13 protein-coding genes are annotated in these 15907 nt (G+C 41.6%); 1 reads left to right on the forward strand and 12 read right to left on the reverse strand.

The features are described 5' to 3' along the window. Positions 1–42: 42 nt before the first annotated feature. The 7 genes from CWC28_RS03660 to CWC28_RS03690 form a co-directional block, all read right to left on the reverse strand. Positions 43–600: a YceB family lipoprotein gene (locus CWC28_RS03660; RefSeq protein WP_063704534.1), complete on the reverse strand. Its 558-nt coding sequence runs from the start codon at positions 598–600 to the stop codon at positions 43–45. Between the two features lie 55 nt (positions 601–655). Beyond that, positions 656–3337, reverse strand: coding sequence for a DUF349 domain-containing protein (locus CWC28_RS03665; RefSeq protein WP_063704532.1), 2682 nt, complete (start codon positions 3335–3337; stop codon positions 656–658). Next, positions 3327–3608: a YeaC family protein gene (locus CWC28_RS03670; RefSeq protein ID WP_063704530.1), complete on the reverse strand. Its 282-nt coding sequence runs from the start codon at positions 3606–3608 to the stop codon at positions 3327–3329. The genes CWC28_RS03665 and CWC28_RS03670 overlap by 11 nt, the downstream gene beginning before the upstream one ends. A 1-nt stretch (position 3609) precedes the next feature. Next, entirely contained in the window at positions 3610–3936 is a 327-nt protein-coding gene (locus tag CWC28_RS03675; protein WP_063706116.1) for a hypothetical protein, read from the reverse strand. A gap of 151 nt (positions 3937–4087) precedes the next feature. Further along, entirely contained in the window at positions 4088–5590 is a 1503-nt protein-coding gene (locus tag CWC28_RS03680; RefSeq protein WP_063704528.1) for an alanine/glycine:cation symporter family protein, read from the reverse strand. Between the two features lie 285 nt (positions 5591–5875). After that, complete coding sequence (locus CWC28_RS03685; protein ID WP_063704526.1) at positions 5876–7003, reverse strand: M14 family metallopeptidase; 1128 nt, start codon at positions 7001–7003, stop codon at positions 5876–5878. Between the two features lie 201 nt (positions 7004–7204). Next, the gene (locus CWC28_RS03690) at positions 7205–8647 is read right to left on the reverse strand and encodes a glyceraldehyde-3-phosphate dehydrogenase (RefSeq protein WP_063704524.1); all 1443 of its coding nucleotides are present in this window, start codon (positions 8645–8647) and stop codon (positions 7205–7207) included. A 174-nt stretch (positions 8648–8821) separates the two neighbouring features. Between CWC28_RS03690 and CWC28_RS03695 the strand changes: the two genes are divergently transcribed. Continuing rightward, a complete protein-coding gene (locus tag CWC28_RS03695; RefSeq protein WP_105174338.1) occupies positions 8822–9628 on the forward strand; it encodes a DUF2989 domain-containing protein in 807 nt (268 codons plus the stop codon). A 56-nt stretch (positions 9629–9684) separates the two neighbouring features. Here CWC28_RS03695 and ihfA read toward each other — a convergent pair whose 3' ends face one another. From ihfA to CWC28_RS03720, 5 genes are all read right to left on the reverse strand, one after another. Further along, positions 9685–9984, reverse strand: coding sequence for an integration host factor subunit alpha (ihfA, locus tag CWC28_RS03700; protein ID WP_002960690.1), 300 nt, complete (start codon positions 9982–9984; stop codon positions 9685–9687). Positions 9985–9986: 2 nt separating this feature from the next. Then, entirely contained in the window at positions 9987–12374 is a 2388-nt protein-coding gene (gene pheT, locus CWC28_RS03705; protein ID WP_063704520.1) for a phenylalanine--tRNA ligase subunit beta, read from the reverse strand. A 15-nt stretch (positions 12375–12389) separates the two neighbouring features. Next, a complete protein-coding gene (gene pheS, locus CWC28_RS03710; protein ID WP_062568835.1) occupies positions 12390–13370 on the reverse strand; it encodes a phenylalanine--tRNA ligase subunit alpha in 981 nt (326 codons plus the stop codon). Between the two features lie 77 nt (positions 13371–13447). Further along, positions 13448–14158 (reverse strand): DnaA regulatory inactivator Hda, encoded by a 711-nt coding sequence (gene hda / locus CWC28_RS03715; RefSeq protein WP_171038282.1) that lies wholly within the window; start codon positions 14156–14158, stop codon positions 13448–13450. After that, positions 14158–15213, reverse strand: coding sequence for a DUF2066 domain-containing protein (locus CWC28_RS03720; protein WP_105174340.1), 1056 nt, complete (start codon positions 15211–15213; stop codon positions 14158–14160). Before CWC28_RS03720 ends, hda begins: the two co-directional genes overlap by 1 nt. Positions 15214–15907 lie beyond the last annotated feature (694 nt).

Below are 15907 nucleotides of genomic sequence, written 5' to 3' on the forward strand. Positions count from 1 at the left end.
CAAAAAAAGCGGCATGAAGCCGCTTTAAAATATCAAAGAGTTTTACAGTGTGGGCACTAAGATAATTTCACCCTGAGATACTTTCATATCTAATGGTAATTTGCTCAATAATGCGACTTTAGGGTCATTCATATTTAGCTTATAGACGGGGTTAACCGCTAAAAAGCCGTTAATCACTTGCATTGCTTGATCATCTAATAAGTTTAAGCTGCCCTTGAAACCCGCGGTGTCGATTGTTGTATCAACCAATTTTACATTACGTAAAAAGACTGCTTTTTTCTCGCTGTCATAAAATGGGCTACCTTCGATTTGCAGCTTTAAGCGTACTGGATACTTAAGTGCGAAAGCTTTAATAACAGCACTAGAATCAGCCCCTAAAACCACCACGTCACGCTTATCTGGGCCAACATTGACACTTAGGTCGTTTACAGCAAAATCAACAGGTAAGCCCATCAATTTTATCTGTTCACTTAATTTTGGTAATTGATCAGCAAGGGCTGCTTCAATTTCTGAATTGGTAAACGAGTACACCGACATCCCTTGATCTGTACTTTTACAAGCCCCTAAAAATAAACAGGTAAGTAGTAATAAAATTCTCATTGTTTTCCTCAAAAAAACACGGAAAAAAACCGCTATAAAAAGCGGTTTTTATTCGTTAAATTGCAAATATTGCTTTAAGCCTTGCTAGTGTGTCAGCTGAAACTGAACCCTCACTGACTGCAAGTAATTGCTTTAAGTAATAATAAACATCTGCGTGCTCGCCACGGTGTTTATCATCTAACATCGCAACTTGCTCTGTCATACGTAACTGACTATCGGCCGATTCAACGCCCGCTAGAATTTCGATACGAGTTAACAGCTGCGCAGCGTTTAGATTAGTTATTAATGAAGCTTGGAACTGCGATGGCAGTTCTCTGCCGCTCTCAAGAGCAGCAAATAAAGCCGTTAACTTAGACTGCTCAGCTTGCTTGCTAATTAGCGCTGTTTTTGCACTAATCGCAGCCTCTAACTGAGCTACACGCGCTGATAACGCTTTTGAGTACTCAAGCTCTGCCAGCTTTACTGTTAAATCTTTAAGCTGTGCAAGATGAACGACAACCTCAAGTGCAGATTCAAGCTCAGCTAACTGCGCTGCTGCAACTTCATCATTTTGCTGCTGAACTTGCTTTTGCTGTTCAAACTCAGCGCTACGCTTCGCAAAAGTGTCGTCATTAACACGTCTAAATTGCTGCCATAAGGTGTTTTCTGCCTTCATTCCAGCAAAGCCGATTGTTTGCCACGTTTGTTGAAGCGCTTTAAGCTCTTGGCATGCAGCCGCTAAATCATCGCTCTGCGATAACAGTGTTGCTTGCTCAACAAGTGCTGCTTTTTGTTCAGCATTTGCTTTATGAAATGCAATTAGTTGAGATTGTACTTGTGATTGTGCAGCTTTGAATTGTGCTTGCAGCTCACGATACGTTTTAGGGTCAACATTACCCGCTGAACGCCATGTCTTTGCAATTCGATTAAATTTACTTTCAAACTGCTTCCAATCGAACTCGTCAGACTGAGTATTTAGCTCAGTAAGCTGCTGCATTTGCGTGATTATTTCAACACGCTGTGCTTTAGCTTGCTCACGTTGCTGCTCTTGCTCTGCAAAATACTCGCGGCACGGCGCAAACAGTAATTCAATGTGTTGATCGAATAACTCGCCTTGTTGCTTTTCTGCATCAGTATCTAGACGCCCTAATTCATTCCAACGACGACGTAACTGTTTAACTTGTTCAGCACGTTGTTTAGGGTCAGTACACTCAGTTGCAGCAAGTTCAGTTACTTCCACGAGTAATGCATCACGCTTTGGCGCTGATGCGTATTTTTGCCAATCTTTTGCTTCTGCTAATTGTGTTTCTAAATCAGCTTTTAAGCTAGTTAATGGCTGCTTGTAATACTCTGTAAGCGTGGCATATAACTCTTCAAAGCCTTTGAATACACCAAATGCAACATTAAAGCGACCTTGCTCAATTAAACGTTTTACATCACGGCCTTTACGTTTCGCTGCTTGTTGGTTCTTCTCAAACTTATTAGTAAGCGGTGCCATCGCTTGCTGCCAGCTATTTACTGCTTCAGCTAAATTTGCTTTAAAGCGACCTTGTAAGCGATTAGGAATACTTGCCAGCTTTTTACGTGCAAGTTTTTGTTGTTGTTCAAACTGCTGTTTTAGACTATCAAACTCGTTTTCGTCTTCAGACGTTGCCACCGTGTTTAATTTATCAAATGCCTCTTTAAACTCAGCAATCGCGCTAACTAGCTGCGGTAACTGTTCAACTTGATTGAATAAATTTGTTAAGTGCTGTTTTACATCACGGACATTTTGATTTTCAGTTAAGTTAGCCTCTACTAGCGTATCTTTTGCCTCTGCAACTTTAGCCTCAAGCCAATCTTGCTGAATTTGCTCCGGCGTTTCTAAGCCTAATTGCAAAGCGTTTTCTATTTCTTCACCAATTGCTTCAAGGCTCGCAAGCGCTAATACTTGACGCTGTTGCTCAGCTAACACTTGCTGTGCAGCTTCATGCTCTTTGCTTAGTTGTGCAATATGAGACTCAAGCTTTTGCGTAATTGCTGAATACTTTTTATCAAGTGTGCTGACTTGTTCTTCGCTCAGCCACTTTAATTCGATAGCTTGCCACTGCTGTAATAATTCAGCATGTTGCATCGATACTAATTGAAAATCATGCTTATCACGCAGCGCATTCAGCTTTGCCAATACCACGCGTGTATCTGCTTCTACTTTGGCGGGCATTTCTATCGCTAAGCGTTCATTCTCAAGGTGAGTCGCCAGTTGTGTGTGTGCTTCACCTTGCGCATGTTTTAGTAGTGGTTTTGCAAGTTGGTGGTTAATAACAAGCTCAACAAGCTGTAATTGCAGCTCTTCGCGGCCTTCTTTAAAGGCTTTATCAATTAGGCTTGGATTGGCTAAACGCTTTAATAATTTAACGCGAACTTGAATTTCTTTTTCAGCAAACGCTAGCTTTTCGAGTGTTTTTACTGGCGCATAACGCTCAATAAACTCGTTTTTGATATTTGCATCTAATTTGCTATCGGTATTTAAAACCGCTTGGTTGATATGCTGCTCTGCAATTTCTTTAAGTGCTTGGTCTTGCTTATAAACTTGCCACCATAATACAAGATCATTGACTTTGTTTAAGGCTTTTTTACGGATCTCAGCTGAGCTATCTTCAAGGGCAATGCTATTTAAGATGCTAAGGTCACGTTCTGTATCAAGGCGTTCAACCGCGGCTAAACGAACTTGGCTTTTAGGGTGCTTCCATTTCGGAGTAAACAGGTGTTTAAAGATCATTTTCACTAAACCTAGCTATTTCATTTTCTGATGCGAATTCTTTTTGCAATTGAGCTTTGCTCTTTTGCACCATTTCACCATTTGCGCCAATGGTAAACTGCTCATTGGTTTGCGAAACTTTAGCTTGGTAAAGCATCACGAGTTGAACGGTTTGTTGTTTTTGTTCGTCAGTTAACGGTGTGCCATCGGGCCATTTACCCGTTGAGGCGCCATACTGAAGACGTTCAAATACTTCTGGGGTGATATTTTTTACGATGTGATCAATATTCATGTTACTTTTTCTTTTTCAAAACAACTAAATAAATGCGGCTTATGATATACCACACAAAACCTACTGCCATTGCCGCTGAATAGGCATACCACTCAGGAGATTTTGCTTCGGGGTGCATAAAATAAAAACAGAAAAAGCCCCCTAAAAATAAAATCAGTGCGAGGAAAGACTGATTCATAAACTTTTGTTGTCTACGAATACGCGTTTCTTTTTGCATTTGCTGCAACTGCTCATTGCTTAGATCGGTGACTTGGCATTCACAATGCGGACATTGTTTATGTTTGTCAGATATTGATTTTGCACATTGCGGGCAACTAATAATCGCCATATCTTTCTCCATACTACGCATAAAAAAGGCGCCTTTAGGCGCCCTTTATTGTACTTGTTTTATGAGTCGATGTCTTATTTGAATTTCACTCAATTGTGAAGATTCGAAAACCTGCACAACTAAATCCTCTACAAAAACTCAAAAACCAGATTTATTGTTTCTCTTTCGCCTTTTCAGCTAAACGCTTTTCCCAGAAAGTCGCATTTTTAATGCCTAATTTAACTGGGTCAAAAGTAATTTCACCACCGGCTTTCTTTTGATCTTCGTAATCACGTAAACAGTTAAGCGCTGGTTTTGCGACGAAGAAAATAGCTAATATACCGACAATATTGATCCATGCCATTAAGCCTACACCAATGTCACCAATGTTCCAGATATAGCCAGAGCTATTTACCATGCCGTATGCCACCATAAACATGATCACAAGTTTCACGGCAACCAGTGGAATATTACCTTTGAAGTAACGGTTCAAATAAGCAACGTTAGTTTCTGCAATATAGTAATAAGCAAGAATGGTCGTAAATGCGAAGAAGAATAAGGCAATACCTACAAACGCTTCACCAAACCCACCAAATACGCTAAATAACGCCATTTGTGTGAAAGCAGCTGAGCCTACTTCTGTTGCTGCATCAACATTTTGCACAATAAATTGACCCGCAGGTAATTCACCCACAATGTTGTATTGATTTGTGATTAAAATCATTAGCGCCGTTGCGGTACACACAAAAATAGTATCAACATACACAGAGAACGCTTGCACCAAGCCTTGCTGTGCTGGGTGATCAACTTCAGCTGCTGCAGCTGCATGCGGGCCCGTACCTTGACCAGCTTCGTTTGAGTAGATACCACGTTTAACACCCCAGCCAATGGCAGCACCAAAGCCTGCTTGTGCTGTGAATGCATCAGATAAAATCATTGAGAAGATACCTGGTACTTTATCTAAGTTTAAAAACACCACAATTAACGCTAATACGATGTAACCTAGCGCCATAAATGGCACCACGATTTGTGTAAAGTTTGCGATACGCTTAATGCCACCAAAGATAATAAACGCTAGCACAATTAAGATGATTGCAAGGGCAACTAACTTAAAGCTACCTACTTCGCCAAAGCTGGTGCTAACGAGAGTGCCTTCACCGAAAACTTGTGTAAATGCATTACCGACTGCATTCGCTTGAACACCCGGCAGGAATACACCACAGGCAATAATCGCTGAGACTGCAAATAATACAGCTAACCACTTTTGCTGTAAGCAACGGTCAAAGTAATAAGCAGGACCACCTCGGTACTGACCATCTTCTTCTGATTTATAAATTTGACCAAGGGTTGACTCGGCATACGCAGTACTTGCGCCTAAGAACGCAACTACCCACATCCAGAAAATTGCACCCGGACCACCAAAGCCAATAGCTGCTGCAACGCCAGCAATATTACCTACACCAACACGGCCCGATAATGATACAGCTAACGCTTGGAACGAAGAAATACCCGTATCTGAATTATTAGAGCTAAGCAATAACTTACACATTTCTTTAAAATGTCTAACTTGCGCGAATCGGGTTAAAACGGAATAAAACAGACCTGCACCTAGACATAAATAAATGAGTGCATTACTCCAAATTATGTCATTAACGGCGCTTACTAAAGCTTCCATGGATATCCTCTATGATTATATTTTTTATTGTTAGTTACGATACTCAGCGTGGGCTTGTGAGAATGCGCGACATGATGACTGTGAGAAATAAATTTAAAATTATATTACCTCTCAGCTGAACGTATTGAATATTAACTTAAACCAACCAAGTTTGTTAACAGTTAATTTTCAATATGACAAATGTACCTACCTAGTTAACATTCGATGCATCCTGCTCTGCACCGTCATTTTTCAGTTAGCAGATACAATTACGGGCATCAGTTTTGCTGATGCCCGTAAGGTTCGTTATCTTAATTTATCAACCACGTTAACGATAGCCGCTAACGTATCTTGACCAAATTGATACGAGCGACGATCTGACCAGCCGTAATCAGGGTCTGGTAAATCATCGTTATCTTTAAATGGCATCTCTACTGTATACGCTAATGCATTAAACTCATGCGCGACAGCAGAAGAACCAACAGTTAGATTAGCCTGGCCCGGTTCATCTTTAGGGTAACCGTGCTCGTCTTGGAACTCTGGCGTTACTGTTAAAAGCGCAGCTTTAAAGCTATCTTCTAACTCTTTTAAGCGGTCATCGTAGCCCGGGATACCTTCACTGCCCGCAACAAAGTTATAAGGAATAGCTTCGTCGCCATGAATGTCTAGGTGCATATCAAGGCCAGTTTCACGCATTTTATTTAGCACTAGGAATACTTCAGGGCTATTTTCCATGCTCGGTGTTTGCCACTCACGGTTTAGGTTAACGCCTTTAGCATTCGTGCGCAGGTGACCACGCACACTGCCATCAGGGTTCATATTTGGCACAATGTAGAATACGGCTTTTGATAATAATGCTGCTGCATGTGGATCTTCATCATCAAGTAGTTTATGAAGCAAACCTTCAACATACCACTCGGCCATTGTCTCACCTGGGTGTTGGCGTGCTGTGATCCAGATTGTTTTCTTGTCACTGCTAGGAATACCCACTCGTAATACACTCATATCGCGACCATCAAGGGTTTCGCCTAATGTTTCTAATTCACACGCATGTTGGCTTTGTGCCCATGCAAGTAAATCTAAGTGACGGTCGTAGCTGTATGGGGCAAAGTAAGCAAAGTACATGCTGCCGCACTCAGGCTCTACTTCAAATGATAGCGTGCCGTTTGCATACTCAGATGGCACACGGAACCAAGTTTGACGGTCGTATGATGCAACCGCGTGATAACCTTCCCAACCATCAGGATATGCTGAGTTTTCTAAGTTATTAATGTGTAATTTATGGCTTTGAAACGGCGTTGTTTCAAGACGAAAGTGAAACCACTGGAAAAAATCAGACTGATTGTCTTTATTAATTTCTAATTGAATATTCAGCGGATCAACGGCTTCAATAACCTTGATATTACCACTGTCAAAATTGCTGGTGATTTTCATTCTATAAACCTATTGGTTAAAAATAATTCTTAGCTATTCGCTTGTTAGTTAAGAATTAAGTCAACGCTCTTTGGTAGAACGTTTTGTTAGTAAATTAGTGTAGACGTAGCACAGCCTACCACATGAAGAAAATTTGCAAAAACTTTCACGACTAAAAAAGCCAGCATAATGCTGGCTTCTAGATTGTTTATTTTTTAGCTATTAGCGAGGTAAGCTTGGGAAAGTTACTTCAGCCATGTCACGCATACAACGTACTACCTGACAGCTATAACCAAACTCGTTATCGTACCAAACATAAAGCACAACACGGTTGTCATCTACGATTGTCGCTTGTGAGTCAACAACACCTGCGTAACGGCTACCCACTAAGTCAGTCGATACGATTTCAGTAGACGCTGTGTAATCGATTTGGTCACGAAGGTCTGAGTAAAGTGCAGTTTCACGTAAGAACGCATTTAGTTCTTCAACTGTAGTGCCTTTTTCAAGGTTTAAGTTCAAGATTGCCATTGATACGTTTGGTGTAGGAACACGGATAGCGTTACCTGTAAGTTTACCTTCAAGCTCAGGTAAAGCTTTAGAAACCGCTTTTGCAGCACCCGTTGAAGTGATAACCATGTTAAGTGCAGCAGCACGACCACGGCGCTCAGCGTTGTGGTAGTTATCAATTAAGTTTTGGTCATTTGTGTACGAGTGAACTGTTTCAACGTGACCATTCTTGATACCAAACTTATCGTTAAGTGCTTTTAACGTCGGGGTAATAGCATTGGTTGTACAGCTTGCTGCACAGACAATTTTATCTTCAGGTTTGATATCTTGGTTGTTTACACCGTATACGATGTTCTTGATGTTGCCTTTAGCTGGTGCAGTTAATAATACTTTTGCTGCGCCTTTTGCTTCTAAGTGCTGACCAAGACCTGCTTCGTCTTTCCAGATACCTGTGTTATCAACAACAAGTGCATTCTCGATGCCGTAAGCTGTGTAATCTACTTCGCTTGGAGAGTTAGCGTAGATAACTTGAATGTAGCTACCGTTAGCTTTAATTGCGTTACGCTCTTTATCAATTGTGATAGAGCCATTGAATGGACCGTGGATAGAGTCACGACGAAGTAAGCTTGCACGCTTTTCTAGGTCACCGTCTTTACCGCCACGAACAACGATTGCACGTAAACGTAAGTCTGCATAAGGACCTGATTTTTCGATTAATAGACGTGCTAATAAACGGCCGATACGCCCGAAACCGTATAACACAACATCACGTGGCTCTTTGCGCTCTGAGTTTGCGATTTCTGCTAATTCGTCAGTTAAGTATTCTTCAACTGAACGACCTTTTGCAGCATCTGTAAACAAATAACCATACGCTAGTTTACCAATATCGATACGTGCTGAGTTTAATTCCATTTTGCTAATCGCTTCTAAGAAAGGGAAGCTTTCACGTAAACGTAGTTTTGTACCTTCAAACTGAGCAACTGTTTTGTGCGCTTTGATGATATCGATTGTACTGGCATTAACGAGAGGACGGCCATATACAGCGATTTCGATACCACGATTACGATAAAGTCTACCAATGATAGGTTGCATACTTTCTGCGTAATCTTGACGTTCTTGCCAGCTGCTTGTGTATTCTAACTCGTGAGATGAGGTCATTTTTTTTACCTAATTAAACAATTTTGAACGGATAGCCTTAAAAAATGTGTTGTGATTTGAGAGCAACACATCTCAGGCAGGGGTATTCTAATTTAAACTCGAACGATTCTCCACTGTTACAGAGCAAATCATTGCGCTAGAATAAAGTAGTACAAATTAAGTTGAGGTTAAGGAATGTTATTAAGAGCAAGCGTGTTGCTTGGTTTATTGGCATTAGCAGGCTGTGAAGATCCGCTTACACTAGCGAAAGTGTGCGACGAAACGCCTGGCTTCTGTAGTGATTTAAATAAAGACAGTCACTGTAAAGAGCAACGTGCCGAGGTCATCATTCAACGTTATGTTGAATATAAGTCGCCAACAGACGAAAACAAATACCAATTATTAAAAGATTTCGAGAAATACGATCAGTGTGTGTCGCTTGCGGCCAAGATTGAGCATATAAAACTAAAAGAAAAAACCACCTCTCGCGTTGAAGGTCATTTAACAAGCATTAAAGAAATGACACGTATTTTTCAAGATACCAAAAATACAAACCATCCAGGTTTGTTGTATTACCATTGGTCACGTAATAACGACCAATCAGCGTTAACTAAACTACTCGCCCTTGAAGAAAAACAAGATAAACGGGTGACCGAAGATGCTGAGATGCAGTTTTTCTTGGCAAGCTACTACGTGAAGTTTGATGATGAAAAAACCATTGATTTGCTATACAAAACGCTCGAGTTAAATAAAGCAGGTGAAACACCGAATCCAGAGATCTACCCGACTCTGGTCAGCTTATTTTACAAACACGAAAAGTATAAGCACGCATACACTTTTGCACGCGTGGCACAATTATCAGGGTATGAAAATGTCGATATTTTACCTATCGAACATCAACTCGCTGCCATTGGTAAGAGCCTAGACAGCCTAGATGATTTAGCACAAAAAACTTACGACAGTATCCAAGCCGGCACTTTTGTGTCGCCGCGCGGATTCTAGCCACTCGCAAGTAATGTTTTTAAACAAATAAAAAAGGCAGCTAACGCTGCCTTTTCTTATTTTGCTTTGCTTGTGCCAACTTCTACACGAGTCTTGAGCTTTTGACCTGGTCTAAAAGTCACTACTCGGCGTGCCGAAATAGGGATATCTTCACCTGTTTTCGGATTGCGGCCTGGACGTTCTTTCTTATCTCGAAGATCAAAGTTACCAAATCCAGAGAGCTTAACCTGCTCGCCTTTTTCTAGCGCTGAGCGGATTTCTTCAAAAAACGCTTCAACTAAATCTTTGGCATCTTTTTTATTGATCCCGAGTTTTTCAAATAGGTGTTCAGCTATGTCGGCTTTAGTAAGCGCCATATCTAGTCCCTCAACGATGCGTTAAATTGTTCGGCCAATGCGGCCACCACATTATCAACTACTTGATTGATATCTTTCTCTTCGAGCGTTCTATCAACCGCTTGCAGTGTTAGAGCAATCGCCAAACTCTTATAATTTGGCTCAATACCTTTGCCCTTATACACATCGAATAAGTTTAGGTCAACCAATTGATTTCCGCCAACTTTTTCTATGACATTTAAAATATCGCCAGATTTTACGTGATCTTCCACTAAAATCGCGATATCACGGCGGTTTGACGGGAATTTCGACACTGCTACCGCTTCTGGTAATTTTCTTTTTTCTAGTGCAGACATTTCGATTTCAAACACAAATGCTGTGTTGTTGATATCTAGTGACTTTTGCACCTGTGGGTGCACTGCACCAAAGAAGCCAACTTTTTTACCATCAACATAAATAACCGCTGATTGACCTGGGTGTAAGCCGTCAGACTGCTCTGCTTTTATCTCAAAGCGTGCAGTATCGTTGCTAATTGCTAAAAGTGCTTCAACATCACCTTTTAAGTCATAAAAATCAACGCTACGCTTTTCTTGAACCCAATGTTCACCGTGTGCAAGACCAGAGATTACACCACCGATAACAGCAACTTGGTTTACACCGTTTTCTGCATTCTCGTCACGTAAGAATTTTAAGCCATGCTCAAATAAACGTACACGTGGTTGCTGACGGTTTTGATTGTAAACTAATGACGCTAATAGACCCGGCATTAAACTTACACGCATTGCTGACATTTCAACCGAAATTGGGTGTGGCAATACAAGTGCATCACTTTGTGGGTGTAAAATAGCTTGTGCTTTTGGATCAACGAAGCTGTAAGTAATTGCTTCTTGGTAACCACGTGTTACAAGCGTATTGCGGAACTTAGTGACCGCAACATGAGACTCGTCATGGTTAGTCATTTTTAATTTAGCAGTTGGTGCAACGTTTGGAATGCTGTTATAGCCGTAAACACGTGCAACTTCTTCAATTAAGTCTTCTTCGATACGAATATCAAAGCGATAGCTAGGTACGTCAGCGCTCCATACACCATCAACAATTTTCACGTCTAAACCTAAACGGGTTAGGATGTCAGTTACTTTTGCATCATCAATGTGATGGCCAATTACGCGGTCTAAACGCTCACGACGTAAACGCACTTCTGTTACTTTTGGTAATTTATCAGTAGCGACTGCTTCAACTACAGGGCCGGCTTCGCCGCCAACAATTTCAAGTAATAATGCTGTCGCACGTTCCATTGCATCTTTTTGCAGCGCAAAATCCACACCACGCTCGTAGCGGTGTGACGCATCGGTGTGTAAACCGTAACTACGCGCTTGGCCAGCAATCGCAACCGGGTTAAAGAAGGCGCTTTCTAATAAGATATCTGACGTTGATTCCGTTACACCTGATTTTTCACCACCAAAAATACCTGCAATAGCAAGCGCTTTGTTGTGATCAGCAATTACAAGTGTAGACTCGTTAAGTTTTGCAGTGTTGCCATCAAGAAGAACGATTTCTTCACCTGCATTCGCGCTACGTACTTTAATGCCACCTTCAATTGCATTTAAATCAAATGCGTGCATTGGGTGACCAAGCTCTAATAACACGTAGTTTGTAACATCAACAACTGGGTCAATTGAGCGAATGCCACTGCGACGAAGTTTTTCTACCATCCAAAGTGGTGTTTCTGCATCAAGGTTAATACCTTTGATCACACGACCTAAATAACGAGGACACGCATCATCATTTACAAGCTCAATTGATACTTTGTCTTCAATCGTCGCCGCAACAGGTGCGATTTCAAGTGTATTAACATCAATACTATTCAGTACGCCCACTTCACGCGCTAGACCTTTAATACCTAAACAGTCACCACGGTTTGGTGTTAAGTCAACATCAATAATGCTGTCGTCCAGGTTTAAATACTCGCGTAAGTCAGTACCGATTGGCGCATCACTTGGTAATTCCATGATGCCATCGCCTTCTTCGCTGATGCCTAATTCAACGAATGCGCACAGCATACCGTGTGAAGGTTGACCACGAAGTTTGGCTTTTTTAATTTTGAAGTCGCCAGGTAATACAGCGCCAACAGTCGCAACAGCGACTTTTAAGCCTTGGCGACAGTTAGGTGCACCACACACGATATCAAGTAGCTCATCACCACCTACGTTTACTTTAGTTACACGTAACTTATCAGCATCCGGGTGTTGACCACACTCAACCACTTCACCAACAACAACGCCTGTGAACTCAGCCGCTGCAGGCTCAACACCGTCAACTTCAAGACCAGCCATTGATAACTGTTCCGAAAGAGCCTGTGTGTCGATTGCTGGGTTAACCCACTCTCTTAACCACTTTTCACTAAATTTCATTTTATATCTTCACTCTTAACGGAACTGGTTTAGGAATTTTAAATCGTTTTCGAAAAATGCACGTAAGTCATTTACGCCATAACGCAACATCGTCAAGCGCTCAACACCCATACCGAATGCAAAGCCTGTGTATTTTTCTGGATCAATACCCACTGATTTAAGAACGTTAGGGTGAACCATGCCACAGCCTAATACCTCTAACCACTTGCCGTTTTTACCCATAACATCAACCTCAGCTGATGGCTCGGTAAATGGGAAGTAAGAAGGACGGAAACGAATTTCCATATCTTCTTCAAAGAAGTTACGTAAGAAGTCGTGCAGAATACCTTTTAACTCAGTGAAGCTTACATCTGTATCAACCATTAAGCCTTCCACTTGATGGAACATTGGCGTGTGTGTTTGGTCGTAATCGTTACGATAAACACGACCTGGAGAAATGATGCGCAGTGGTGGCTGCTCAGTTTCCATCGTACGGATTTGTACACCACTTGTTTGTGTACGTAACACAAGCTTAGGGTTGAAATAGAAAGTATCGTGATCAGCACGTGCAGGATGGTGCTCAGGAATATTTAGCGCATCGAAGTTATGAAAATCATCTTCAACTTCAGGACCTGACTTAACCGCAAAACCTAACTCACCAAAAAAGCTTTCAATACGTTCAATAGTACGAGTTACTGGGTGTAAGCCACCTGTTGGCATAACACGACCCGGTAAAGTTACGTCGATCGTTTCTGCCGCTAGCTTCTCTTCAAGAGCCTTACTTGCTAGTAACTCACGCTTTTCGTTAATGGCTGTTTGTACTTCTTGTTTTGCTTGGTTAATCACTTGACCCGCTTCTTTACGCTCTTCAGGGGCAATCTTGCCTAGCGTTTTAAGTAAGTTGGTGATTTCACCTTTTTTACCAAGGTAATTAACCCTGATATCTTCTAATTGCGCGATTTCGTTCGCACTGGCAACAGCCTCAAGTGCTTGCGCTAAAATATTTTCTAAGTTCATTGAGTACCTGGTCTTTCACAGAAGGATTTTTGTAATAGCTAATGATAACTGAAAGCAAGGACTAGATTCTAGCCCTACTAAAGCTTTAACGTTGATTTTATAAAAGGAATTGTTAATTTTCTTTGTGCAGCCATTGAGGCGTGGTCAAGTTTGTCTAAAACGTCCAATAATGCACGCATATCACGGCTTAATCGCGTTAATAAAAAGCGCGCACACTCATCCGTCAATTCAAGGCCACGCATATGAGCACGGCGTACGAGCGCTTCGGCTTTGTCATCATCGCTCATTGAACGGATCTGTAATGTTGTGCCCCATTTCAAACGCGAAACTAAGTCAGGTAAATTGATATGTAGCATGTCAGGTAATAAATCAGCTGTGACCACAAGGTATTTGCCAGGCTCATTGAAGCGATTGAAAAAGTTAAATAATCCTTTCTCCCACGCATCGTTGCCTGCCACCAAGTGCACGTCATCGATACATAACACGTCAAGGTTTTCGAGACCTTCAAGTACCACAGGACCGTAGTCAATCACTTCACGCATTGAAAGTAACATGGTTGATAAACCGCGCTCTTGAGCGTGAATGCAGGTCGCGTACAACAGATGCGACTTACCTGAATCACCCAAACCGCATAAATAGGTATATTGAAATTTGTTACTCAGCTTTGTGAACGCATCTTTTAGGTGGCTCACTTCAAGCGAGTTTTCGCCACCAAAATAAGAAGTAAATGTTTCATCATCTGGCAAAGTAACTGGCAATGCCATTTGCATTGGTTCTTGCACTGCGATTAAAGCCCCTGCCACTGATATTCAAGCTCGTCTTTATTGACCACTTGGTAAAAATCACGCGGGTCTTGATACGCTTTAAAGGCACTATCAAGTTCTAACGCTTTTCTAAAGTCGTTCATGCTGCCTGTGTGATTAACTGTAAATTGTACGGTATCGGGTGTACGCACAGATATTACGGCACGAGTAACAACACTTAAGCTCTCTAAACGGCGTTTAGCAAATTCAATATCAACAAAGTTATTGATACCTTTTAGATAGAAGGTTGCTGTCGCAAGTTGACCAATCATCGTTGGATCAATGGCATATTCTGCTGCTAAGCCACCTGCTAGACTATCAATCATATCTGCAACAATTTGCTGTTTATCACCCATCAAACGATTAGTATCGAATAATTCCGCATTAGTGAAACGCCAATCAAGGATCCAGGTTTCTGAATCTGCTTGTTGATACATTCTTGCAGTAATACTGCGCTCTGCACTATAACGACTCGACGCTCGCTCTACCGGCTCAGAGAAATTACCCCATACTTCTGGTATCCCAACAATAGCACGGTCTTCTAAATCAAGCAGTGGCACAACGACAGGTAAACCACGACGGCCAGCTTTGTCGTATATAAGCTGTTCAAGCTGCGGATATGACTCTTGAGTCACCAGTTCACGGCGCCAGTTATCTTCAATAGCTAACCAGATAGCCACTAAAGGACGACGTGTCCCCCAAAGAGGCAGGCCAAGATCTTTGATCAATGCATTAATTTTATTCGCTTCAAATTTAACAACTAGATTTAAACTGCCATCTGCTTTTTCATCATATTCAAATTTGAGCATGTAATCGGAAATGTCGCGGGTACGTTCTTTAGCTACAGGGTTTTGATCTGCGCTTGTGTCCCCACTTACTTTCACCAACACATTTAGCAGCGCTTCACGACTTGCAGCCAAACGAGCATCACGTGATTTGTCTGCAACTTTAAGAGTATCTTGATATAGGTTAGTCACCTCAACAGCAAAGGTTGAAGCACTCGAAAAAAATAATAATAAACAAATAAGTAATCTAGACACAGGCCATTAGTTCTTGCTTTTAAACTGATTTGATCCTAAATCAAAGCCATAAACAAAGCAAAGTTAATTTAATGAACGGCAGATGAGCAACTTCGTGAGTTACAAGTTGGGAGTTAGCGAGGGGAAAGTTGAAAGAGTAAAGTTTTAAGTTCTGGTGTAGGTTGGGTAGAGCGAAGCGAAACCCAACACAGAGCTATCAGCTTTCAGCCGTCAGCGATCAGCCGCGCGGTGGGGTTGTTTTGTGCTGTGTCTTCCTCTGGTTCTAGGTTCTAGGTTCTAGGTTCTAGGTTCTAGGTTCTAGGTTCTAGGTTCTAGGTTCTAGGTTCTAGGTTCTAGGCAAAGTGTACTTGTAGGAATGGCTTTAGCCATGAATATGTTTGTTATGGTCTAGATTCGGCACTGAAGTGCCTCCTACGGGGTTTGTTGCTGAGGGTGACTCTGTATTAAACAAACCAACAGTTCAACTTTACCCTTGCTAACTAACAACTCGCTAACTATTTAGCCATGAATGTGTTTGTTCTGGTCTGAATTCGGCACTGAAGTGCCTCCTACGGGGTTTGTTGCTGAGGGTGACTCTGTACAAAACAACCCCGCAGTTCAACTAACATCTAATATCTGACCTCTGATATCTCTGTATTTCAGCTGACGTCTGACGGCTGAAAGCTGATAGCTCTAAACGCAAAAAAGCCCGACT

The organism is Pseudoalteromonas sp. S4492, from assembly GCF_005886115.1.
GTDB lineage: Bacteria > Pseudomonadota > Gammaproteobacteria > Enterobacterales > Alteromonadaceae > Pseudoalteromonas > Pseudoalteromonas gelatinilytica.

What these genes read in the sequence shown, in the direction of transcription:
- CWC28_RS03665 (WP_063704532.1), bottom strand. Translation starts at nt 3,337, where the DNA reads ATGATCTTTAAACACCTGTTTACTCCGAAATGGAAGCACCCTAAAAGC.
- ihfA (WP_002960690.1), bottom strand. Translation starts at nt 9,984, where the DNA reads ATGGCGCTTACTAAAGCCGACATAGCTGAACACCTATTTGAAAAACTC.
- CWC28_RS03675 (WP_063706116.1), bottom strand. Translation starts at nt 3,936, where the DNA reads ATGGCGATTATTAGTTGCCCGCAATGTGCAAAATCAATATCTGACAAA.
- pheS (WP_062568835.1), bottom strand. Translation starts at nt 13,370, where the DNA reads ATGAACTTAGAAAATATTTTAGCGCAAGCACTTGAGGCTGTTGCCAGT.
- CWC28_RS03685 (WP_063704526.1), bottom strand. Translation starts at nt 7,003, where the DNA reads ATGAAAATCACCAGCAATTTTGACAGTGGTAATATCAAGGTTATTGAA.
- CWC28_RS03670 (WP_063704530.1), bottom strand. Translation starts at nt 3,608, where the DNA reads ATGAATATTGATCACATCGTAAAAAATATCACCCCAGAAGTATTTGAA.
- pheT (WP_063704520.1), bottom strand. Translation starts at nt 12,374, where the DNA reads ATGAAATTTAGTGAAAAGTGGTTAAGAGAGTGGGTTAACCCAGCAATC.
- CWC28_RS03660 (WP_063704534.1), bottom strand. Translation starts at nt 600, where the DNA reads ATGAGAATTTTATTACTACTTACCTGTTTATTTTTAGGGGCTTGTAAA.
- CWC28_RS03690 (WP_063704524.1), bottom strand. Translation starts at nt 8,647, where the DNA reads ATGACCTCATCTCACGAGTTAGAATACACAAGCAGCTGGCAAGAACGT.
- CWC28_RS03695 (WP_105174338.1), top strand. Translation starts at nt 8,822, where the DNA reads ATGTTATTAAGAGCAAGCGTGTTGCTTGGTTTATTGGCATTAGCAGGC.
- CWC28_RS03680 (WP_063704528.1), bottom strand. Translation starts at nt 5,590, where the DNA reads ATGGAAGCTTTAGTAAGCGCCGTTAATGACATAATTTGGAGTAATGCA.